Here is a 20,729-nt window from a genome sequence, read left to right on the forward strand (position 1 = left end):
CGAGGCACTTCGATGCGCAGCGGCCCGTCCTCGGTGATCACGGTCTTGCCGCTCTTGCCGTTGCGCTGGTTGGTCGCGGACTCGGGCTTGGACGCGCCGCTCGCGTAGCCCAGGTGATGACCCAGCTCGGCACCCAGCGCTCGCTCGATCAGCGCCTTCTTGAACGCCATCGACGCAGCGTTCACCTGCTCACCGGTCATCGGCCCGCTCACAAACTGCTCAAGCAGTTCCTTGGGAATCGTCGGCAATGCCGCCGACTTCGCCGCAATCGCGGCGTTCTTCATCCTCGTCTTGCTTATCGGCATAGATGCTCCTGGGGGGTCATGCTATGCCTTGAACACGAAATTAATGACAGGCTCTGGATCGCGCGCAAGCGCAGCGATCAGCCGCTGCTGTCGCCAGCCAGCTCCTGCAGCCGCGACGGATCGATGATGCTGACTTGGCGCTGCCGGACGTCCAGCACGCCGCGCTCGTGCAGCCGCGAGAAGCTGCGGCTGACCGTTTCCAGCTTCAGGCCGAGATAGGTCCCTATCTCTTCGCGCGTCATGCGCAGGACCAGCGATGCGGCCGAGTAGCCGCGGTTGCCGAGCCGCCGTGCCAAGTTCAGCAGGAAGGCGGCCAAGCGCCGGTCGGCATGCACGTTGGACAGCAGCAGCATCACCGCGTGGTGACGCACGATCTCGCGGCTCAGGATGCGGTGGAACTCGCTCTGCAGTTCTGGGAACTGCTGTGCCAGACGCTCCAGAGCCGGGTAGGGGACGACGCACACCTGCGAGTCCTCCAGCGCCAGCGCGTCGCAGGCGTGCACGCCGTCGCCGATGCCATCCAGCCCGAGCAGCTCGCCGGACATCTGGAAGCCGGTGATTTGGTCGCGTCCGTCCGGCGACGACACCCGGGTCTTGAAGAAGCCGCTTCGCACCGCGTACAGCGACTCGAAGCGGCCGCCCTGGCGGAACAGCGCCTCGCCGCGGCACAGTGAGAGCCGGGTCGCAACCAGCGTGTCGGGTTGCCACGACGGCGGCGCGTTGGACGGCGGGGTCAGGCACAGGTCGCGCAACACGCAGTGCGCGCAAGCCGTTGATGGCGCGGTGGGAAGTGCAGCAGCAGGTGGACGGTCCATGGCAAGGCAGGCGGCGAGGGTGCGCCATTGTTCGGCCCGACCCCCGCCACCGCCTTGCGATGGATCAACGGCGGCGGGCCGCTAGCCGCAACTGCCCAGGTGGCCGCAGGCGGTGCAGAACAGGCAGCCGTCGCGGTGGATCAGCGCGGCATTGCCGCATTCGGGGCAGGGCGCGCCGTGCCGGGCGGTCGGCGCCGCCGCGCTGGCCGCAGCCGCTGGCACTTGAAGGATGCCCATGCGGTGGACCGGATGGCCGTCCTCGTCCAGCACGCCGAGCTGCGTGTAGCGGTGCAGGATCAGCCGAGCCATGTACGCCACCGTCGACGGCCAAGTCTGCTGTCGCTGCCGGTCCGGCGCGGTGCCGGGCACGAAGGCCATGAAGTGCCCGAGCGGCTCGGCATAGTTCAGGAGCTTGCGCAGCTTCATGCCGATCCAGGCCGGGTCGAGCACCCGCATGTCCAGCGACAGCAGGCGGGCCAGCCCGTCCATCGCCCGCGGGTAGTTGCCCGACAGCCCCACGCTGCAGGGCCGGGTGGTCGTCGCGCCGTGCCCCTCGGGCACCACCACCTCCTTCAGCGTCATCGTGAACTGCTCGTCGCTCGCCGGGTTATGGATGTCGACCGACCAGGCCAGCGTGCCGTTCGGACCCGTCTGCGGTTCGCCTGCGCTGAATAGCGAGTCCATCACCGGCGTCGCCGCCGCGCCGTCCGTCGCCGACCACAGGCCGAGCTGTTCGCAGCGCCAGCGGATCACCGCGGCGGTGGCCGCGACGACGCCGGGGAAGCGGCGCGGCGCGCCGTCCGGCGGGAACGGCATGTCGAACGCGCGTTCTTCCTGCACGGTGGCCAATTGATCGAGCTTCAGGCGCACCCAGGCTGCATCGCGCGCCCGCAGGTCCATCGACAGCGTCTTGGCGAGCGCGCCCAGCCCGCGCGGTTGCTCAGCTCCGTTGACCCAGACCTCGAACGGCGCCAGGCGGGCGGACGCCTCGTCCACCGGCAGGTCGCCGACGAACAGCGCGAACTCGCCGTGCGGGTGGCGCACCATGTAGCACCAGGCCTGGTTGCCCGCTGGCAGCGGCGGCCGCCCCGGCCAACGCAACGACGCGAGCACGGCCGGGCGGGTGCGCTCGAGCGCCAGGCGCCGGTTCACCGCGTCGACCTCGACCGGCAGCGGCGGCGCCTCGACGCTCAGCACCGAACCGAGCACCGCGTTCGGGCGGTAGGTGGCCAGCCCCTTCAGGCCGGCCCGCCAGGCCTGCAGGTACAAGTCCTGGAAGTCGGCGTAGGGGTAGTCCGCCGGCACGTTCACCGTCTTCGAGATCGACGTGTCGATGCACGGTGCCACGGCGGCCACCATCTGCGCATGTGCCGAGGCCGAGATGTCCAGCGCGGTGACGAAGGCCGGCGTCAGCGGTGCATCGTCGCCCTTCAGATGGCGGTACAGCCGCCAGGCGTGGTCCTGCACGGCATGCGCGACGACGCTGCCGTCGGCCATCCGCTTCTTGCGCGTATAGGTCCACGAGAAGGCCGGTTCGATGCCGTTGCTGGCGTTGTCCGCGAAGGCCAGGCTGATGGTACCGGTCGGTGCGATCGACAGCAGGTGCGAGTTGCGTAGGCCCCCGGCGCGGATGCGTTCCTTCAGCGCCGCCGGCAGGCGTGACGCGAAACTTCCGCCGCCGAGGAACAGGTCGCCATTGAAGAGCGGGAACGGCCCGCGCTCCGCGGCCAGGTCGCAGGAGGCCGAGTAGGCCGCGTCGCGCATCACCTCGGCGATGCGGCGCGCGGCCGCGCGCGCGTCTGCGCTGTCGTAGCGCAGGTTCAGCATCACCAGCGCGTCGCCCAGGCCGGTGAAGCCGAGGCCGATGCGGCGCTTGCCTGCGGCCTCGTCGGCCTGCTGCGGCAGCGGCCAGTGGCTCAGGTCGAGCACGTTGTCGAGCATGCGCACCGCGACGCGGGCCTGCTCGGCGAAGCCGGCCTCGTCGAAGCGCGCGGCGGCGCTGAACGGATCGGCAATGAAGCGCGTCAGGTCGATCGAGCCGAGGCAGCAGCAGCCATACGGCGGCAGCGGCTGTTCAGCGCACGGGTTGGTGGCGGCAATGTGTTCGCAGTAGGCCAGGTTGTTGTCGGCGTTCATGCGGTCGAGGAACAGCACGCCGGGCTCGGCATGGTCGTAGGTCGACTGCATGACCTGCTCCCACAGCGCGCGCGCCGGCAGGCTGCGGTAGACCCACAGCCCGTCGCCGCGCAGGTGGGCGCCTTCGCGCAGCCGCTGCGGGCCCGGCTCGGCGCGGTGCACCAGGTCGATCGCGGCGTCGCGCTGCACCGCCTCCATGAACGCATCGGTCAGGCCGACAGAGAGGTTGAAGTTGCTGAGGTCGCCCTTGTCCTTCGCGTGGATGAACTCCTCGATGTCCGGGTGGTCGCAGCGCAGCACGCCCATCTGCGCACCCCGCCGCGCGCCGGCCGATTCGACCGTCTCGCAGGAGCGGTCGAACACCCGCAGGTATGACACCGGCCCAGAGGCGCTGGAGCGCGTGCTGGCGACCCACGCGCCACGCGGGCGGATGCGAGAGAAGTCGTAGCCGACGCCGCCGCCGCGGCGCATCGTTTCGGCCGCCTCGGTGAGCGCGGTGTAGATGCCTGGGTGGCCCTCGTCGTCGGTCGCGATCGAATCCCCGACCGGCTGCACGAAGCAGTTGATCAGCGTGGCCGCCATCTCGGTGCCGGCGGCCGAGTTGATGCGGCCGGCGGGCACGAAGCCATGGCGTTGCGCATCGAGAAAGCGCTGTTCCCAGTGCAGCCTCGCCTCCGGCGCCTCCGCCTGCGCCAGCGCGCGTGCGACGCGCCGGCGCACGTCGTCGATGCTGCGCTCGTCGCCCTTGGCGTACTTCTCGAGCAGGATTTCTTCGCTGATCGGCTGGGGCGGCAGCAGGTGGAGGGCGGTGTCGGCGGCGAGCGTGTCGGTGGTCATGGGCGGTCTGGTGATGAAGTCGTGCATGACGGTAGCGGCGTGTTCCGGGTAAGGCTTTGACCCGCGTCAGCGAGCGGTCGAACTCCGGCCAGCAGCAGCCAGGCGCCGCAGCGCACGGACCAGGTCGTCATGGCCGCCGCCCACAGGGCGGCAGCGACCGGTAGCAGGGTCGTGCCGGCCACCGGCCACAGCGATACAGCCACGCGCGCGACGGCGGCGGCCTGCAGCAGCAGGAACAGGCCGAGCGTCACGCTGTCCGCCGCCAGCGACCGACCGCCGTGGGTGGCGGTGATGCGCGTGACCATCGCGATCAGCAGACTGCCGGCGTGCCCCATGGCCAGCGCATGCAGCGCGGCCCGTGCGGTGCTCGCGGGCAGGCCGGGCAGGTGGGCGGCGGCACCGAGTGCCAGCGCGACGGCCAGCCAGGTGAAGCCGGTGAGCAGCATCGCCACCAACCGGCTGGGCAGGCCATGCCGCCGCCACCAGCGCCAGGCGGTGACGGCCAGCCAGGCCGCGACCACCGCTTCGGCGACGGCGACGCTGTCGGCCAGCCACGGCGCCGCCGGCCGCCACGCAGCGACGAGGGCATCGCCGCACCAGGTGACCACCGCGGCGGTGGCCAGCCAGCCGCCCGGCCTGCGAGGAAAGAACGGCAGCATCCGGTGCGATGCGGCGGTGAGCACCGGCAGCACGAAGCCGCCCAGCGCGAGCGGCGGGGCCGCGTCCAGCGCGGCGGCATGGCCGGTCGCCAGCGCGACGGCGGCGAGCGCCATCGCGGCGGCGCCGACGCTGCACGCGGCCACGATCGCGGCGGCATGCGCCTTGTCGGCCGCCCGGCTGGCGCACAGCAGCGACGCGAGGCGCAGGCACAGGCTCGACCAGCCCGCGGCGACCGAGGCCATCCCGGCGGCCGCGAAGGTCGCCTCCAGCGGCATGCCGGCCAGCACGACGACCCAGCCGGCCACCATCGCGGCGACCGGCGCGAGCAGCCGCCGCGCCGGGAGCGCCGGCACCTGCAGCCAGCGCGGACCGGCTGTGAACAGGAAGCCGGCGATGTAGAGCGGCAGGAAGCCGAGCGTCATCAGCAGCCCGTGGGCATGGCGCGGGGCCACCGCCCAGTGCGACGCGATGCCCGGCGGCCCCGCCAGCAGCGCCAGCCACCCGAGCGAGGCGACCGCCAGCAGCAGGCCTGCGGCCGCGAAGCATAGCCGGTGCGGAGCGTCCAGCAGGCGCCGCACCGCGGTGCTCAATCGGTTGTGGCGGGGACTGCGGGTGCGATCGCGGGGGTGACAGCGGCGGGTGCGGGCGTCAGCAGCCGCTCCATCAGATCGTGCACGCTGCGGATCTCGCTGCCGAACGGCAGCCGTCCGACGCCGCGGAAGAACAGGCCCTTGCGCACGTCGCCGCGTAGCGCGGCGGCGAGCTGCGTGTCGATGCAGAACTGGCCCCAGTCGGCCAGCCCGTCGCGCAGGCCGCACTGGGCCAGGCAGTCGAAGGCCAGCGTGCAGCGCGGCTTGACCTGCGCGTTCTCCTTCAGCCGCGGCTCGGCCTTCAGGTAGTTGCGCAGCCACGGCGTCGCAACCGCGCGGGCCGGCAGGCCGGCCACGCTGGTGAACTCGACCAGGTCCTCGTCGCGTGCCTCGGCCAGCACGCGCTTGAAGCCCGCATGGGCATCGCCTTCGGTCGTGACGGCGAACGGCGTGCCCAGCTGCACCGCGGCCGCGCCGAGCGACTGCAGTCGCGCGATGTCGGCGAAGCTGCGCACGCCGCCGGCCGCGATCAGCGGGATCTCCTTCTCGACGCCGTGCTCGCGCAGAAACCCCAGCACCTGCGGGATCACGTTGTCGAAGTCGAAGCGCGGGTCGTGCAGGTCGCTGATGCGCGCCGCGCCGAGGTGCCCGCCGGCCAGGCCCGGGTGCTCCAGCACGATGGCGTCGGGCAGGCGCTGCTTGCGCTCCCACTTGCGCAGCAGCAGCTGCACGCCGCGGGCGTCCGACAGGATCGGCACCAGCAGCGTGCGGGGATGCTCGCGCGCCAGCTCCGGCAAGTCCAGCGGCAGGCCGGCTCCGACGACCACTGCGTCGATGCCGCACTGCAGCGCGCAGGTCACCGAGGCCGCGTACTGGCCGACGGCGCGCATCACGTTGATCGCGAGCAGCCCGCGTCCGTTCGCGCGTGCGCGCGCCGCGTGGATCTCGCGGTCCAGCGCCACCAGGTTGGCTTCGTTGATGGCCGCTTTCGCCGCGGCGGTCGCCCACGCGGTGCCGATCGGCAGGTTGTGCGTGCGCTCCATCAGGTCCGGGTGCAGGCGCCGCAGGTCGACCGACGAGATCGTGCCGAGCGCGCCCAGGCTCGCCACCGTGCCCGCCAGGCGATGCGCGGAGATGCCCACGCCCATGCCGCCCTGGACAATCGGCAGCAGCGAGCGGCCGCCAAGGCGCAGCGGCGCAAGGCCACAGCGTGCGAGGGAGTCTTGCAGTGTGTCGGCGGGGGCGATGGAAGGGTGCATGGCGATCGGGAGGGTGAGGGGTCGACGATAGCCAGCGCCGGTGAAGCGGGGCTTGATGGGTGTCAAGGACGGGGCACTGGCGCGCGTGGCTTGACGGAGCTCAAGTCGTGCAGGCGGTGGCGGTGTTCCGCCTGGGCGGCGTCTGAACCAGGGCCTGTTGACACTACGCGAGCGACAGTACCCCGAGCGGGCTCTTGGTGATCGCGACCGACACGATGTAGCCGAAGCACAGCAGCGCCGCGATCCACGCGGCGGCGCGCCAACGCCACGGCAACCCCGGGCGCAGCGCGACGACGCCCAGCCCGATGTAGAGCACGAGGCCGGCCACCTTGGCGGCCAGCCAGGGCGCCGAGCCGGGGTGGATGCGCAGCATCCACGCGAGCGTCAACGCCGACAGCAGCAGCACCGAATCGATTAGGTGCGGCAGCGAGCGCGCGGGGCGGCCGCGCACCCAGCCGGCGCCGGCCAGCGCGGCGATGCCCCGCACGAAGAAGCCGGCGAACGACAGCGCCACGGCGCCCTGGTGGATCAGCTTGACGGTGGAGTAGTCCATGGGGTCAACCGGCACGGCCATCGAGCCGTGCGCGAACGAGGAACGGCGCGTAGTGAAACACGAACAGCCCGAACCCCGCCGACCACAGCGCGGCCGAGGCCAGCACTGCCGCCAGCGTCCACGCCGGCCAGGCCCACGGCAGCAACACGCGCAGCAGCGCGGCGCCCAGCACCAGCAGGTAGCAGGCGACGTCGATGCGGTCGGCGCGCAGCGGCCGGCCGGTGTGGCCGCGGCTGGTGCGGGTCATCATGCCGATCACCAGGCCGCCGAGGGCGCCGGCGGTCAGCGCATGGGTCGCGAGCGACGGGCTGGTCCAGCCGAGCGCGGAGCAGGCGCGCAGCGCCAGGTGCAGCGGTATCCACGCATACGCGGCGTGCAGCACCCACACCAGCGGGATGCGCAGCGTCTTCCACGGCCGCCACAGCGCCCAGCGCAGCGCATGGGCCAGCGCGCCGAGAAGCGCGACCCCCACCAGCACGAGCGGCGGCAGCGGCAGCAGGTCGACCACCAGCAGCGCCAGCACCGCGCCCAGCGCGACGCGCTCGACGCGTGGCTCGCGCTGCGCGCCGGCACCCGGCACGCCGTTGTTGGTGAACATCGGCACCACCCGGCCGGCCATCACCGCCATGATGAACAGCATCGAGTCGAGTGCGACCTGCAGGCTGCCGAGCGCCGGCCGGTCCAGCAGGCCGAGCTGCGACAGGTGCATCGAGAAGTTCGCCGCGCCCAGCAGCAGGAGCAGGCCGACGAAGAAGTAGTTGCGCCGGTTGCGCGCGGCATGGAACGGAACGGCCAACGCGATGGCCGCGGCCGGCGCGAACGCGCTGTCCACCAGCGCGGCGGTCCAGCCGAACGGCGTCAGCACCAGCACGCGCCCAGCCACCCACAGCAGGGCCAGCGCGGCCAGGCCGCCGCCGGTCGGGGTCGGCCGGTCCGCCCAGTTGCGGCCGGCGGTGAACAGGAAGCCCACCACCACCGCCAGCGCGAAGCCGAACAGCATCTCGTGCGCATGCCACACCGGCCCCGACAGGTAGGGGCGCGGCAACCAGCCGGCGAACTGCAGCGCCCATAGTCCGATCGACAGCGACGCGAAGCCGCCGGCCAGCAGGTAGAACGGCCGGAAGCCGAGCGCCCAAAGCGCGAAGCTGCGCGGGTCGACGCGGGCGGTGCGGGGATCTTCGAGGGGAATCAGCGGCATCGTGGCCTCCGATGCAAGGGGCGGTGCCAGGCCAGTGCCGAACCGGCCAGGGTCACCATGAACAGCGCGAGCGCGGCGGCATTCAGGGCCGTGCCGACGCTGCGCCAGGAAGGATCGACCAGGCTGCCCGGCAGGCGCAGCAGCAACGAGCCGTGCAACAGGGCCAGCGGCAGGTAGAACCACGGGCCGAAGCGCAGTTTCACCCGCGCGACCGCCGGCAGGATCACCGGCGCGTGACCCATCACCATGCTGAAGATGAACCCCAGCCCGAGTGCATGCAGCGCCCAGTCGCGGCCCGGGCAACCCCAGGCGACGCCGATCCATGCCACGCCGGCCACCGCGAGCCACACGTAGCCGGCCAGCAGACTCACCGCCATGTAGCGGGCCAAGCCATGTGCATGCCAGGTGCGGCGGGCGATGTCGAAGCGCAGCAGCCACAGCGCCAATGCGACCAGCGTGCCGCCGTACAGCACACCGGCTTCGAACGGCCGGCGGCCGGTCAGGGCCGCCGCGGCCAGCAGGCTCATCAGCAGGGCCACCAGCACGGCCTGCGCTGCCGGGCGGTGGCGCATCAGCCGGGCCATCTCGAGGCGCTCGGCCGCGACGGTCAGCACGATGAAGGCGAACCACCACGGCAGCGTCGCCTCGGTGGGCTGGCCGAGCGCGAACAACAGGTTGCCGACCAGCCACGCCACGGCCGCGGGCAGCAGCAGCGCCGAATGCACGGCCCACTGGCGTGCCGACACCGCGGTGCTGGCGCCGACGAACACCGCGGCCGCGGCCACGCCCAGCCAGCCGCCCACGGTGTCCAGCCCGGCCAGCAGCGCGAGGCTGCCCAGCCCCGAGGCCCACGGCGCGAGGAAGGCCCAGCCTTGCTTCAGCGCGACCGCACGCTCGACCGCGATCGTGGTGCCGAGCAGGCCCGACAGCATCAGCGCGGCATGCTGGCCGAGCGCCAGCGCCCCGAGGCCTTCCGGCAGCCAGGCCACCTGCAGCCAACCGGCGCGCAGCAGCCCGGCGGCCACCGCGGCCACCAGCGACACCGCGACCAGCAGCGCCAGGCCCAGCCGGGCGAGACCCGAAGCCCGCGCGTTCACGGCTGCAGGAAGCGGCGGGCCCGCTCGCTCATCCGGTCCGGTGTCCATGCCGGTTCCCAGCACACCTCGACCGCGATCGCATAGCCGGGCGGCAGCACGCGGTCGAGTTCGTTCTCGACGTCTTCGACGATCAGGTCGATCACCGGGCAGGCCGGCGACGTCATCGTCATCCGCACCCGCGCGCCGGCGTCGTCCACCTGCAGCCGGTAGACCAGGCCCAGGTCGGTGATCGACAGCGCGAGCTCGGGGTCTACGACCCGCGCCAGCGCAGCCTGCAACGGCTCGCGCAGCGCCTCGGGGCCGTCGAAGTCGATGGGGGCGGCGTTCATGCGAACCTCGCCTGCAGCGAGGCGGGCGGCGACCGCACGAACAACACCTCGGCGAGCGCCGGCGCGTTGCGGACCAGGTCGGCCAGGGTGCTGCGGTCGAGCGCGGCGTAGAAGGCCTCAAGCGCGTCGTGCAGCACGCCCCGCAGCGCGCAGACCCGCGCGATGCGGCAGGCGTCGGGCTGTTGGCCGAAACAGTCGCCGGGGCGGGTCTGGGCCTCGGTCGCCCGCACCACCGTGCCGACGACGATCTCGGCGGCCGGCCGACCCAACGCGATGCCGCCGCCGCGTCCTCGCACGGTGCTCAGCCAGCCGTGCTGGCCGAGGAACCAGACCACCTTGGTCAGGTGGTGGGCGGAGATGCCGAACGAGCCGGCGATCTCGCGGATCGTGACCTGCCGGCCCGGCTTCGCTGCGAGGTAGATCAGCACGCGCAGGCTGTAGTCGGTGAAGCCGCTGAGCCTCATGGCCGCACCGCCCGCGGGGACGGCGCTGCCGCCGCGTCGGCGGCCGGGCGGCGCAGCAGCCGCCACGCATACACCGCCAGCAGCAGCGCGCCGCCGGCGAACACCACGTCGCCGGGCACGCGCAGCCACACCAGAGTTTCCATCACCTTCGAATGCACGACGGCCGGCGAGCGCGCGAACCACATGCCCTGGTCGACGCTGGCCCAGGCCTGCCAGATGCCGGCCGGCAGCAGCGATAGGAACACCATCATTGCGAGGCCCGCATTCATGCCCCACCACGCCGGTGCCAGCAGGCGGTCGGCATGCAGGTGCCGCGCATACAGCCCGCGCAGGCAAAATAGCATCAGCCCGATGCCGAGCATGCCGTAGACGCCGAACAGCGCCGCATGCCCGTGGGCGGCCGTCATGTTCAGGCCCTGCACGTAGTACAGCGAGGCCGGGGGGTTGATCGCGAAGCCGAGCACGCCGGCGCCGACCGTGTTCCAGAACCCGACCGCGACGAAGCACATGATCGGCCAGCGGTAGGCCGCCAGCCACGGCGCGCGCTGCGAACGGCGCCAAGTCTGCAGGGCCTCCAGACCGAGCATCGCGAGCGGCACGACTTCGAGCGCGGAGAACACCGCGCCGACGGCGATCACCGAGGTCGGCGTGCCGGTGAAGTACAGGTGGTGCAGCGTGCCCAGGATGCCGCCGAACAGGAACACGATGGTCTCGGCGACGATCGCTCGGTTGGCGCTCGCGGCGCAGACCAGGCCCAGCCGCGTGAAGATCAGCGCGACCACCGCGGTGGCGAAGACCTCGAAGAAGCCTTCGACCCACAGGTGCACCAGCCACCAGCGCCAGTACTCGACCATCGAGTAGTGGGTGTGCTGGCCCCACATCAGCGAACTGGAATAGAAACCGCCGATGCAGGCCGCCGACAGGAACACCATCGCGATCAGGCCACGGGTCTCCGACGGCTTCTTCAGCGCCGGCCACAGCGCGCGGCCGAGCAGCAGCAGCCAGAACAGCAGGCCGACGAACAGCAGCAGCTGCCACACGCGGCCCATGCTGGTGAATTCGAGACCCTGGTTGCCGATCCAGAAGCTGAAGTCCACGCCGCGGTGCTGCAGCGTGCCGAGCCAGCCGGTGGCGGTGGAGCCGACCACGATGGTGATCAGCGCCCAGAACAGCACGTCGACGCCGAGCTTCTGGAAGCGCGGTTCGGCGCCGGACAGCAGCGGGGCGATGTACAGGCCGGTGGCCAGCCAGGCGGTGGCGATCCAGAAGATGCCGACCTGCGTGTGCACGGTGCGGCTCACGACATACGGCAGCACCTCCGCCAGCGGAAGGCCGAAGAACGCATCGCCCTCGACCGCGTAGTGGGCTGTGATAGCGCCCATGCCGATCTGCAGCAGCAGCAGGCCCACCACCGCGAAGAAGTACTTGCGGGTCGCCTTCATCGACGGGGTGGCCACCACTTGCAGGAAGGGGTCGGCGGCCGGAGGGAGCGGATCGGCCTCGCGCTCGCGGCTACCGTGGAACCAGACCATCGCGGCGATGCCGGCGATCAGCAGCACGATGCTCGCCATCGACCACATGGCCGCGGTGCCGGTCAGCGTGTTGCCCACCAGCGGCTCGTGCGGCCAGTTGCTGGTGTACGACAGGGCGGTCTCGCCGGGGCGGTCAGTGGCCGCGGCCCACGAGCTCCAGAAGAAGAAGGCCGTCAGCGCCTGGCGGTCGGCGGCGTCGGGAACGCTGCCGGCGCGCATCGCGTACTGGTTGCGCAGCCCGGCCAGTGCCGGGTCGCTGCCGAACAGGCTGTCGTAGTGGCTCGCGACGCGCCGGATCGCCAGCGCGCGGTCGTTCGACACCTTCAGCACACCGCTCGTCTCGTCGTAGCCGTTGTGCCGCATCTCCTCGCGCAAGGTGACGGCGATCGCGGCGCGGTCCGCGCTCGACAGCGTCGGTTGAGCCTGCGCGTGCTGGTCGAGGCGAAGCGCCTGCAGCGCCGACGCCTCGCGGTGCAGCCAGTCGGCCGACCAGTCGGGCGCCACGTAGGCGCCATGGCCCCAGACCGTGCCTTGCTGCTGGCCGCCCGAGGCGAGCCAGACCTGCTGGCCGGCCTGGATCTGCGCGCCGGTGAACAGCGTGCGGCCGTCGGCGTCGACCACCGATGCGGGAATGGGGGGGGCCGCCAGGTGGATCTGGTAGCCGAGGAAGCCGAGCGCGCCGAAGGACAGCACGAAGATCAGTGCCAGCCAGCGCCACAGGCGATGCGAGGGGTTCATGGAATGCTCCTTGGGGAAACCTGGGGAGGGATCAGGCCGCGCCGCCGCAGCCGCCGCAGCAGCCGCCGGCGGCATGGCGGTCCGGCAGGGCCTGCCGGGTGATGCGCACGCGCCAGAGGTCGGGGCCCGCCTGCACGTACTCCCAGCTGAAGGCGCCGGGCATCTCGGCGTGGAACTGGTGCTGCAGCGGCTGCGGGTCGTGATCGTTCACCAGCTGCATCGACCTGCCGACCGGCAGCTTCCTGAAGGTCGAGAAGATCAGCGCGTGGCGTTCGTGCCGCGGGATCGGGCGGACGTCGATGACGGCAAGGGACGGGACGGAAACCTGGGACGAGGACATGCGGGAATCTCCTGGCGTGGATGCGTTGCATCAATAGATGCATTGCAGATGCATCTATCGTAGGAGGACGACCTCGGCAAGGTCTTGACGCAAGTCAATGCTGCATTGACGACGCGGCCGCCGTCGCCTTCCTTGACCGAACACAAACCCCCGCCGGCGACGCGCCCCTACTGTCATGCCGTCCCGATGGAGGGACGCATCCGTACCGGATCACAGCATGACCAACATCCTCAAGACAGCGACGGCCGCCGCACTGCTGGCCTGCACCCTGGGCCTCGCGCACGCCGCGGGCACGGCGCAGAAAGCGGTGCCGAAAACCGGCGACTTCGGCCCGCCCCAGGGCGCGCCCATCCACGCGGTGCTGACCAGCCCGCCGAACGTGCCGCCGCCGATCCATCGCAGCACGCCCGCCAAGGTCATCGTCGAGCTCGAGGTGATAGAGAAGGAGATGCAGATCTCCGAAGGCGTGTCGTACACGTTCTGGACCTTCGGCGGCACCGTGCCAGGCAGCTTCATCCGCGTGCGCCAGGGCGACACGGTGGAGTTCCACCTGAAGAACCACCCGGGCAGCAAGATGCCGCACAACATCGACCTGCACGGCGTCACCGGCCCCGGCGGCGGAGCCGCGTCGAGCTTTACCGCGCCGGGCCATGCGTCGCAGTTCACGTTCAAGGCGCTCAACGAAGGCATCTACGTCTACCACTGCGCGACCGCGCCGGTCGGCATGCACGTGGCCAACGGCATGTACGGCCTGATCCTGGTCGAGCCGCCGCAGGGGATGCCACCGGTGGACCACGAGTACTACGTGATGCAGGGCGACTTCTACACCGGCGGCAAGTACCGCGAGAAGGGACTGCAGCCGTTCGACATGGAGAAGGCCATCGACGAGCGGCCGACCTACGTGCTGTTCAACGGTGCCGAAGGCGCGCTGACCGGCGACAAGGCAATCACCGCGAAGACCGGCGAGACGGTGCGGCTGTTCGTCGGCAACGGCGGGCCGAACCTGGTGTCCAGCTTCCATGTCATCGGCGCCATCTTCGACGAGGTGCGCTACGAGGGCGGCAGCAACGTGCAGAAGAACGTGCAGACCACGCTGATCCCGGCCGGCGGCGCGGCGGTGGTGAAGTTCACGACCCGCGTGCCCGGCAGTTACGTGCTGGTCGATCATTCGATCTTCCGCGCGTTCAACAAGGGTGCGCTGGCGATCCTGAAGGTCAGCGGGCCGGAGGACAAGTCGCTGTACTCCGGAAAGGAACTCGACTCGGTGTACCTGGGCGATCGCTCGCAGCCGAACATGAACGCGGTCGCCACCGCGACGCGGGCAGCCGCCGCCGGCACCTTGACGCTGCAGGACCAGGTGCGTGCCGGCGAGTCGCTGTTTGCCGGGACCTGCTCGGTGTGCCACCAGGCGAACGGTGCCGGCCTGCCGGGCGTGTTTCCGCCGCTGGCACGGTCCGACTACCTCGCGTCCGACCCGGCGCGCGCGATCGGCATTGTGCTGCACGGGCTGACCGGCAAGCTGAAGGTGAATGGCGGCGACTACGACTCGGTGATGCCGTCGATGGTGCAGCTCAACGACGACGAGGTCGCCAACATCCTCACCTACGTACTCAACAGCTGGGACAACCCGGGCGGGCGCATCCTGACCGACGACGTGAAGCGGGTGCGCGCCGCCAAGCCGGTGGCGGCGACGGTCGCCGAGCACTGACGTGGGCACGACGGCCTGGATCGCCGCCTGCGCCTGCTGCATCGCGCTGCCGTGCGCGGCGCAGACGGCGGCGTATGTCGACATTCCTGCCGGCACGCTCGCGAGCGTGCTGGCACGCGATGCACAGCAGCAGCAGCAAGCCATCGCCGCCTTCGCGATGCGCGCGACGCCGGTGACGGTGGGCGAGTTGCAGCGCTTCGTCGTCGCGCAGCCGCAGTGGCAGCGCGGGCGCGTAGCCACGGTCTTCGCCGATGCCGACTACCTGAGCGGCTGGCGCGACCCGGTCACGCCCGGCGACGGCTTGCGAGCCGACCAGCCGGCCACCGGGCTCAGCTGGTTCGCCGCCCAGGCCTTCTGCGAGGGCGAGGGCGGCAGCCTGCCCAGCTGGCCCGAGTGGGAGTACGTGGCGGCGGCCGACGAGACCCGTGTCGATGCGCGCGCCGACCCCGCGTGGCGCGCGCGCATCCTGGCGTGGTATTCGCGGCCGGCGACGCAGGCGCTGCCGGCCGTCGGCGGCCCGCCCAATACGTATGGCGTGCGCGACCTGCACGGCTTGGTGTGGGAGTGGGTGGACGACTTCAACGCGCTGCTGGTGAACCCCGACAGCCGCTCCGCCGACGACCCCGACAAGCTGCAATTCTGCGGCGCCGGCGCCATCGACCTGCAGCAGCGGGAGAACTACGCGGTGCTGATGCGCGTGGCCCTGCTGTCATCCCTCGACGCCTCGAACAGCACGCGCAGCCTCGGCTTTCGCTGCGTGCGTCCGCAGGCCCCCGTTCTGAAGGAGAAATACTGATGTTGAGAAGAACCTTGCTGGCCACGCTGCTGGCCTGTGCCGCCTCGGCGGGCGCCGCACCTCGTTGGCCGGGTGATTCCGTCTACCAGCTCGACCTGCCGCTGACTGACCAGGACGGCCGGGACATCGCGCTCGATGGCGGCCAGGGCCACCCGATGCTGGTCACAATGTTCTACACCTCGTGCCAGTTCGTCTGCCCGATGCTGGTCGACGCGCTGCGCGACACGCAGGCGGCACTGGCCCCGGCTGAGCGCGAACGCATCGGCGTGCTGATGGTGAGCTTCGACCCGGAACGCGACACCGTGCAAGTGCTCCGGCGCACGGCCGACGAACGGGGACTCGATCGCGCGCACTGGACGCTGGCCCGCACCGATGCGGCAGGCGCGCGCAAGCTGGCCGCGCTGCTGGGCATCCGTTTTCGCGCGCTGCCCGACGGCGACTACAACCACACCAGCCTGCTGGTGCTGCTGGATGCGCGCGGACGCGTCGCGGGGCGCACCACGCGTCTGGGCAACGCCGATCCGGCCTTCGTGCGGCGGATCCAGGCGCAATTGCGCTGGGACGGGCGCTGAGGCGTGCACTGAAGCCTGGCGCTCAGCGTGCGGTGGTGGCGCCGGCTTCGGCCTGCGCCGCCTGCTCCGCCTTCGGCACCTGCTGCCCCGGCGTGTCGGTCGGTGCCTCGCCAGGCGGGATGTGCGGCAGCCGGTGCGCGATGCCCTTGTGGCAATCGATGCAGGTCTTGTCCTTGTTGGCCAGGTGGGTCGAGTGCATGGCCTGAGCGCGCACGCTCTGGCGCGTGAAGTCCATCGAGTCGTAGTTGTGGCAGTTACGGCATTCCAGCGAATCATTGGCCTTGAAACGGGCCCATTCGTGGCGTGCCAGCTCCAGCCGCTTGGCCTGAAATTTCTCCGGCGTGTCGATGGTGCCGAACACTTTGCCCCAGACCTCCTTCGACGCCTGCATCTTGCGGGCGATCTTGTGGGTCCACTCGTGCGGCACGTGGCAGTTCGAGCACACCGCGCGCACGCCGGAGCGGTTGGTGTAGTGGATGGTGCTCTTCAGCTCGGCGAACACGTTGTCGCGCATCTCGTGGCAGCCGGTGCAGAAGGCCTCAGTGTTGGTGGCCTCCATCGCGGTGTTGAAGGCGCCCCAGAACGTCACGCCGGCGATGAAGCCGGCCAGCAGCAGGACGCCCAGGCTGTAGTGCACGCTCGGGCGGGCGAGGATGGTCCAAAAGCGGATCAGCAGGTAGCGCACGTCGGGCCTCCGGTCAGCGTTGGGGGGAGGAGGCGGCGGCCTTGCGCAGCACCGTGTCTACGTCCTCGAATGTGTTTGTCACCAGCGCACGCACCGGCTCCTGCGCCACGTGGCACTGCTGGCAGAAATAGCGGCGCGTTGAGATCTGCGCCAGCACCTTGCCGTTGCGGTCGATGTAGTGCGTGACGCTCACCGGCACCGCCTGGCTGAATTCGCTGCGAGCGCGGGCGTGGCAGTCCAGGCACTTGTTGAAGTTGCGGTCGACCTGGTAGCCGTCGACCCGATGCGGGATGATCGGCGGCTGCATGTCGTAGTTGCGCATGCGGCGCTGATCATCGTTGACCGCATTGGCCAGCCGCGGCGGCACCGCGTTGTCGAGGATCGGGATCGGGCCGCGCATCGCGTCCTGCAGCAGCGGCGGGGCCGCGGCGGCCGCCGCGCACGCCAGCGCGCAAGCCAGGGCGCATGACCGCGCCAGCATTCGAAGTGCATTCATAGGTTCTCCCTGCGCCTCACACTGCGGCGACCTTCGCGATGCGCACTGCGCACTTCTTGAAATCGGTCTGGAATGAGATCGGGTCGGTGGCGTCCAGCGTGACCTTGTTGATCAGCTGGCTGGCATCGAACCACGGCACGAACACCAGCCCGCGCGGCGGCTTGTTGCGCCCGCGCGTCTCGACCCGCGTGCGCATCGCGCCGCGGCGCGATGCGACCTCGATCTCGTCGCCGCGCCGCACGCCCAGCGCCTTCGCGTCGTCCGGGTGCATGTAGCAGACGGCGTTCGGCACCGCGCGGTGCAGCTCGGGCACTCGGCGCGTCATCGAGCCCGAGTGCCAGTGCTCCAGCACGCGGCCGGTCGACAGCCAGAACGGGAAGTCCTTGTCGGGCACCTCCGGGGGCGGCTCGTACGGCAACGCGTAGATCACCGCCTTGCCGTCCGCGTTGCCGTAGAACTGCCAGTCGCTGCCCGGCTTCACGTAGGGGTCCGAGCCTTCCTTGTAGCGCCAGCGCGTCTCCTTGCCGTCGACCACCGGCCAGCGCAGCCCGCGCACCTGGTGGTAGCGGTCGAATGGCGCCAGGTCGTGGCCGTGGCCCCGACCGAAGGTCGCGTACTCCTCGAAAAGTCCCTTCTGCGGATAGAATCCGAAGGCCTTCGCCTCGTCGTTCGCGTAGCCGGCCTCCACCTGCGACGCCGGGAATGCATTCACCTGGCCGTTCTCGAACAGCACCTGGAACAATGTCTTGCCGCGGTACTCAGGCTTCTTCGCGATCAGCTCGGCCGGCCAGACTTCCTCGATCTTGAAGCGCTTGGAGAACTCCATCAGCTGCCACAGGTCGGACTTCGCTTCACCCGGTGCGCTGACGAGCTGGTGCCAGAAGTGCGTGCGGCGCTCGGCATTGCCGTAGGCGCCTTCCTTCTCGACCCACATGGCCGCCGGCAGGATCAGGTCGGCCGCCAGGCCGGTGACGGTCGGGTAGGCATCGGACACGACGATGAAGTTGTCCGGGTTGCGGTAGCCTGGAAAGCCTTCCTGCGTCAGGTTCGCGCCCGCCTGCATGTTGTTGTTGACCATCACCCAGTAGGCGTTGAGCTTGCCGTCCTTGAGCATGCGGTTCTGCAGCACGGCGTGGTACCCCGGCACGTCGGGGATCGTGCCGTCGGGCAGCTTCCAGATTTCTTCGGCGTGCGCGCGGTGCTTCGGGTTGGTGACCACCATGTCGGCCGGCAACCGGTTCGCGAAGGTTCCCACCTCGCGCGCGGTGCCGCAGGCCGACGGCTGGCCGGTCAGCGAGAACGGGCTGTTGCCCGGCGTCGCGATCTTGCCGGTGAGCAGGTGGATGTTGTAGACCATGTTGTTGGCCCAGACCCCGCGGGTGTGCTGGTTGAAGCCCATGGTCCAGAACGACATCACCTTCACCTTCGGATCGGCGTACAGCTCGGCCAGCGCCTGCAGCCGGTTCTTCGGCACGCCGCTCAACGTCGAGGTGTAGTCCAAGTCATAGGTCGCGACGAACTTCGCGAACTCGTCGAAGCTCATCGGCTTCGAGCCGCCGGCGGCGCCCGCGTTCTTCGCGGCCTTCTGCAGCGGGTGCTCGGGCCGCAGGCCGTAGCCGATGTCGGCGTTGCCCAGCCTGAAGGTGGTGTGCTTCTCGACGAACGAGCGGTTCACGCGGCCGGTCGAGATGATGTGGTGCGCGATGAAGTTGAGGATCGCCAGGTCGGTCTGCGGCGTGAAGGTGAGCTCGAGGTCGGCCAACTCGTACGAGCGATGCTCGAAGGTCGACAGCACCGCCACCTTGACGTCCGTGCCGCTCAGGCGCCGGTCGGTCACGCGCGTCCACAGGATGGGGTGCATCTCGGCCATGTTCGAGCCCCACAGCACGAACGCGTCGGCGGCCTCGATGTCGTCGTAGCAGCCCATCGGCTCGTCGGCGCCGAAGGTGCGCATGAAGCCCACCGCCGCCGATGCCATGCAGTGGCGCGCGTTCGGGTCGAGGTTGTTGCTGCGGAAGCCGGCCTTCATCAGCTTCAGCGCTGCATAGCCTTCCCAGACCGTCCACTGGCCGGAGCCGAACATGCCGACGGCGGTGGGGCCCTTGTCCTTCAGCACACGCTTGAACTGCGAGGCCATCTCGTCGAAGGCCCGGTCCCACGAGACGTGCTGGAACTCGCCGTCCTTCGCGTACTTGCCGTCCTTCATGCGCATCAGCGGGCGCGTCAGGCGGTCCTCGCCGTACATGATCTTGGACAGGAAGTAGCCCTTGACACAGTTCAGGCCCTTGTTGACCTCGGCCTCGATGTCGCCGTGCGTCGCGACGACGCGGTTGTCCTTGACCGCGACGGTGACGCCGCAGCCGGTGCCGCAGAAGCGGCACGGGGCCTTGGACCATTTCAGCTCAGCGTTGTTCGTCGGGGTGGCCGTCAGGCCGGGCAATGGCAGGCCGGCGACCGCAGCGGCGCTAGCCGCCGCCGTCTGCCGGATGAAGTCCCTGCGGGCGATCGGCATCGGAAATCTCCTCATTCATCGAATCCAAGGTGTCGGCATGCTGGTAGACCAGCGCTGCCGACAGGACGCCGTCGGTGCGCTGGATCTGCTGCACCAGCGCGACCATCTGCGCGGCGCCGTCGGCTTCCAGCGTGACGACCAGCTTGCCGTTGTCGCCCACTGCGTGGACGATGGCACCGGGCAGGGCCGACAGCGTGACGGCCAACAGGGCGGCGCGGCTCGGTGTCGAGTAGACGACGAGGCTTGCAATATGAAGTTCTGCGGTGTGCATCTCAGCTACCGGGCGGGCCGGCGAACATTTGGTAGATCCACACGATGAAGCCGTAGCCCCCGACGATGCCGACAGCGAGAACCGGAGCGATGACCACGAGCGAGAGCAGCAGCACGGTGCGCTCCTGCCTCTTACTCGGAGCGGCCGGCAAATCAGGCATGCTGTTCCCCCTCCGGCCAGTAGATTCCTGACCGTTTCTGACCATGTGTGTACTGGCGCGGGCTCGACGTGTCAATGGCATGAGCGCGAGAGTAGGGCGTAACGCTCGCTGTGGTATTGATGAATGTCAACGCAGCCTCTAACCCGGCGATCGACCTCGGCTGGCTGGCCGAGTTCTGCGTGTTGGAGTGGCCGCTCGGTGCTCGGCTTCGCGCTTCTGCATGTCCGGTACAGCGTTGCGATTAACGCATCACGAGCACTGGCGTCGTCGCGTGCGCGAGCAACCGCGTGACGGTCGACCCAGCCACCAACTGCGCGATGGACCCGCGTCCATGAGACCCGACCATCACGATGTCAAAGCCATCTTCGGCTGCGCGCCGTGCTAGCAACGTTCCGGGATCACCGATCGAGTGCGAGCGGGCAGCATGTCCGGGCAGGCGATTTAGCGCTTGGCTGAGTACGGAAAATATCGCGCGACTCGCGTCGGCGTAACGCACTTCAACCTGCTCGCGAGTGAGAAGTGCAGCCAGTCCATTGGGCAGTGGCGCCAGTACGTGGAGCGCGGTGTACTCGTGCGACGATTCCAGCCACGTCGCCTGCGCAGCCAGGCATTCAAACATGTGACGGGTGCAGGGGCTGTCGTCGACGCCGAGCAGGATCTTCATCGATTGTTTCCA

21 protein-coding genes are annotated in these 20,729 nt (G+C 70.1%); 3 read left to right on the forward strand and 18 right to left on the reverse strand.

Annotation, left to right across the window (positions count from 1 at the left end; translation table 11 throughout):
• From BUE42_RS28900 to BUE42_RS28955, 12 genes are all read right to left on the reverse strand, one after another.
• The coding region (locus tag BUE42_RS28900) for a transposase (RefSeq protein ID WP_200799059.1) at positions 1-284 on the reverse strand (284 nt) is incomplete at its 3' end.
• Between the two features lie 98 nt (positions 285-382).
• Positions 383-1,120 carry a helix-turn-helix domain-containing protein gene (locus BUE42_RS28905; RefSeq protein WP_073468745.1) on the reverse strand — a complete coding sequence of 246 codons (738 nt, stop codon included), beginning with the start codon at positions 1,118-1,120 and terminating at the stop codon, positions 383-385.
• Positions 1,121-1,201: 81 nt separating this feature from the next.
• A complete protein-coding gene (locus BUE42_RS28910; RefSeq protein WP_073468746.1) occupies positions 1,202-4,093 on the reverse strand; it encodes an adenosylcobalamin-dependent ribonucleoside-diphosphate reductase in 2,892 nt (963 codons plus the stop codon).
• Positions 4,090-5,343: an NnrS family protein gene (locus BUE42_RS28915; RefSeq protein WP_073468747.1), complete on the reverse strand. Its 1,254-nt coding sequence runs from the start codon at positions 5,341-5,343 to the stop codon at positions 4,090-4,092. The genes BUE42_RS28910 and BUE42_RS28915 overlap by 4 nt, the downstream gene beginning before the upstream one ends.
• Positions 5,340-6,602, reverse strand: a complete 1,263-nt coding sequence (locus BUE42_RS28920; protein WP_073468748.1) for an NAD(P)H-dependent flavin oxidoreductase — start codon at positions 6,600-6,602, stop codon at positions 5,340-5,342. Before BUE42_RS28920 ends, BUE42_RS28915 begins: the two co-directional genes overlap by 4 nt.
• A gap of 163 nt (positions 6,603-6,765) precedes the next feature.
• Positions 6,766-7,155, reverse strand: a complete 390-nt coding sequence (locus BUE42_RS28925; RefSeq protein ID WP_073468784.1) for a SirB2 family protein — start codon at positions 7,153-7,155, stop codon at positions 6,766-6,768.
• 4 nt (positions 7,156-7,159) lie between these two features.
• Positions 7,160-8,353: an NnrS family protein gene (locus BUE42_RS28930; protein WP_073468749.1), complete on the reverse strand. Its 1,194-nt coding sequence runs from the start codon at positions 8,351-8,353 to the stop codon at positions 7,160-7,162.
• Complete coding sequence (locus BUE42_RS28935; RefSeq protein ID WP_073468750.1) at positions 8,344-9,450, reverse strand: hypothetical protein; 1,107 nt, start codon at positions 9,448-9,450, stop codon at positions 8,344-8,346. Before BUE42_RS28935 ends, BUE42_RS28930 begins: the two co-directional genes overlap by 10 nt.
• Complete coding sequence (locus BUE42_RS28940; protein WP_073468751.1) at positions 9,447-9,779, reverse strand: metal-sulfur cluster assembly factor; 333 nt, start codon at positions 9,777-9,779, stop codon at positions 9,447-9,449. The genes BUE42_RS28935 and BUE42_RS28940 overlap by 4 nt, the downstream gene beginning before the upstream one ends.
• Complete coding sequence (locus tag BUE42_RS28945; RefSeq protein ID WP_073468783.1) at positions 9,776-10,243, reverse strand: Rrf2 family transcriptional regulator; 468 nt, start codon at positions 10,241-10,243, stop codon at positions 9,776-9,778. The genes BUE42_RS28940 and BUE42_RS28945 overlap by 4 nt, the downstream gene beginning before the upstream one ends.
• Positions 10,240-12,513, reverse strand: coding sequence for a nitric-oxide reductase large subunit (locus BUE42_RS28950; protein WP_073468752.1), 2,274 nt, complete (start codon positions 12,511-12,513; stop codon positions 10,240-10,242). The genes BUE42_RS28945 and BUE42_RS28950 overlap by 4 nt, the downstream gene beginning before the upstream one ends.
• A 31-nt stretch (positions 12,514-12,544) precedes the next feature.
• Complete coding sequence (locus tag BUE42_RS28955) at positions 12,545-12,853, reverse strand: DUF2249 domain-containing protein (protein WP_073468753.1); 309 nt, start codon at positions 12,851-12,853, stop codon at positions 12,545-12,547.
• Between the two features lie 217 nt (positions 12,854-13,070).
• On the opposite strand from BUE42_RS28955, the gene nirK reads away from it, so the two are divergent.
• The 3 genes from nirK to BUE42_RS28970 are packed head-to-tail and all read left to right on the forward strand — an operon-like array spanning position 13,071 to position 15,929.
• On the forward strand, positions 13,071-14,561 hold the full coding sequence (gene nirK, locus BUE42_RS28960; protein WP_073468754.1) for a copper-containing nitrite reductase: 1,491 nt from the start codon (positions 13,071-13,073) through the stop codon (positions 14,559-14,561).
• Between the two features lies 1 nt (position 14,562).
• Positions 14,563-15,357: a formylglycine-generating enzyme family protein gene (locus BUE42_RS28965; RefSeq protein WP_073468755.1), complete on the forward strand. Its 795-nt coding sequence runs from the start codon at positions 14,563-14,565 to the stop codon at positions 15,355-15,357.
• Positions 15,357-15,929, forward strand: a complete 573-nt coding sequence (locus BUE42_RS28970) for an SCO family protein (protein WP_073468756.1) — start codon at positions 15,357-15,359, stop codon at positions 15,927-15,929. Before BUE42_RS28965 ends, BUE42_RS28970 begins: the two co-directional genes overlap by 1 nt.
• 22 nt (positions 15,930-15,951) lie before the next feature.
• Here BUE42_RS28970 and BUE42_RS28975 read toward each other — a convergent pair whose 3' ends face one another.
• From BUE42_RS28975 to BUE42_RS29000, 6 genes are all read right to left on the reverse strand, one after another.
• Positions 15,952-16,614, reverse strand: a complete 663-nt coding sequence (locus BUE42_RS28975; RefSeq protein ID WP_073468757.1) for a NapC/NirT family cytochrome c — start codon at positions 16,612-16,614, stop codon at positions 15,952-15,954.
• 13 nt (positions 16,615-16,627) lie between these two features.
• Positions 16,628-17,095, reverse strand: a complete 468-nt coding sequence (locus BUE42_RS28980) for a nitrate reductase cytochrome c-type subunit (protein ID WP_083614721.1) — start codon at positions 17,093-17,095, stop codon at positions 16,628-16,630.
• A 31-nt stretch (positions 17,096-17,126) separates the two neighbouring features.
• Positions 17,127-19,622: a periplasmic nitrate reductase subunit alpha gene (napA, locus tag BUE42_RS28985; RefSeq protein WP_073468758.1), complete on the reverse strand. Its 2,496-nt coding sequence runs from the start codon at positions 19,620-19,622 to the stop codon at positions 17,127-17,129.
• Entirely contained in the window at positions 19,576-19,893 is a 318-nt protein-coding gene (locus BUE42_RS28990; protein ID WP_073468759.1) for a chaperone NapD, read from the reverse strand. Before BUE42_RS28990 ends, napA begins: the two co-directional genes overlap by 47 nt.
• A 1-nt stretch (position 19,894) precedes the next feature.
• On the reverse strand, positions 19,895-20,008 hold the full coding sequence (locus BUE42_RS28995) for a periplasmic nitrate reductase, NapE protein (RefSeq protein WP_369823021.1): 114 nt from the start codon (positions 20,006-20,008) through the stop codon (positions 19,895-19,897).
• A gap of 286 nt (positions 20,009-20,294) precedes the next feature.
• Positions 20,295-20,717, reverse strand: coding sequence for a universal stress protein (locus tag BUE42_RS29000; protein WP_073468761.1), 423 nt, complete (start codon positions 20,715-20,717; stop codon positions 20,295-20,297).
• Positions 20,718-20,729 lie beyond the last annotated feature (12 nt).

This window comes from Rhizobacter sp. OV335, assembly GCF_900142965.1.
Classification (GTDB): Bacteria; Pseudomonadota; Gammaproteobacteria; order Burkholderiales; family Burkholderiaceae_C; genus Rhizobacter.

Excerpts from the sequence above, each read along its gene's own strand:
- napA (WP_073468758.1), bottom strand. The coding sequence starts at position 19,622 with ATGCCGATCGCCCGCAGGGACTTCATCCGGCAGACGGCGGCGGCTAGC.
- BUE42_RS28920 (WP_073468748.1), bottom strand. The coding sequence starts at position 6,602 with ATGCACCCTTCCATCGCCCCCGCCGACACACTGCAAGACTCCCTCGCA.
- BUE42_RS28980 (WP_083614721.1), bottom strand. The coding sequence starts at position 17,095 with ATGCTGGCGCGGTCATGCGCCCTGGCTTGCGCGCTGGCGTGCGCGGCG.
- BUE42_RS28990 (WP_073468759.1), bottom strand. The coding sequence starts at position 19,893 with ATGCACACCGCAGAACTTCATATTGCAAGCCTCGTCGTCTACTCGACA.
- BUE42_RS28940 (WP_073468751.1), bottom strand. The coding sequence starts at position 9,779 with ATGAACGCCGCCCCCATCGACTTCGACGGCCCCGAGGCGCTGCGCGAG.
- BUE42_RS28910 (WP_073468746.1), bottom strand. The coding sequence starts at position 4,093 with ATGACCACCGACACGCTCGCCGCCGACACCGCCCTCCACCTGCTGCCG.
- BUE42_RS28930 (WP_073468749.1), bottom strand. The coding sequence starts at position 8,353 with ATGCCGCTGATTCCCCTCGAAGATCCCCGCACCGCCCGCGTCGACCCG.
- nirK (WP_073468754.1), top strand. The coding sequence starts at position 13,071 with ATGACCAACATCCTCAAGACAGCGACGGCCGCCGCACTGCTGGCCTGC.
- BUE42_RS28970 (WP_073468756.1), top strand. The coding sequence starts at position 15,357 with ATGTTGAGAAGAACCTTGCTGGCCACGCTGCTGGCCTGTGCCGCCTCG.
- BUE42_RS28950 (WP_073468752.1), bottom strand. The coding sequence starts at position 12,513 with ATGAACCCCTCGCATCGCCTGTGGCGCTGGCTGGCACTGATCTTCGTG.
- BUE42_RS28945 (WP_073468783.1), bottom strand. The coding sequence starts at position 10,243 with ATGAGGCTCAGCGGCTTCACCGACTACAGCCTGCGCGTGCTGATCTAC.
- BUE42_RS28905 (WP_073468745.1), bottom strand. The coding sequence starts at position 1,120 with ATGGACCGTCCACCTGCTGCTGCACTTCCCACCGCGCCATCAACGGCT.
- BUE42_RS28955 (WP_073468753.1), bottom strand. The coding sequence starts at position 12,853 with ATGTCCTCGTCCCAGGTTTCCGTCCCGTCCCTTGCCGTCATCGACGTC.
- BUE42_RS28925 (WP_073468784.1), bottom strand. The coding sequence starts at position 7,155 with ATGGACTACTCCACCGTCAAGCTGATCCACCAGGGCGCCGTGGCGCTG.
- BUE42_RS29000 (WP_073468761.1), bottom strand. The coding sequence starts at position 20,717 with ATGAAGATCCTGCTCGGCGTCGACGACAGCCCCTGCACCCGTCACATG.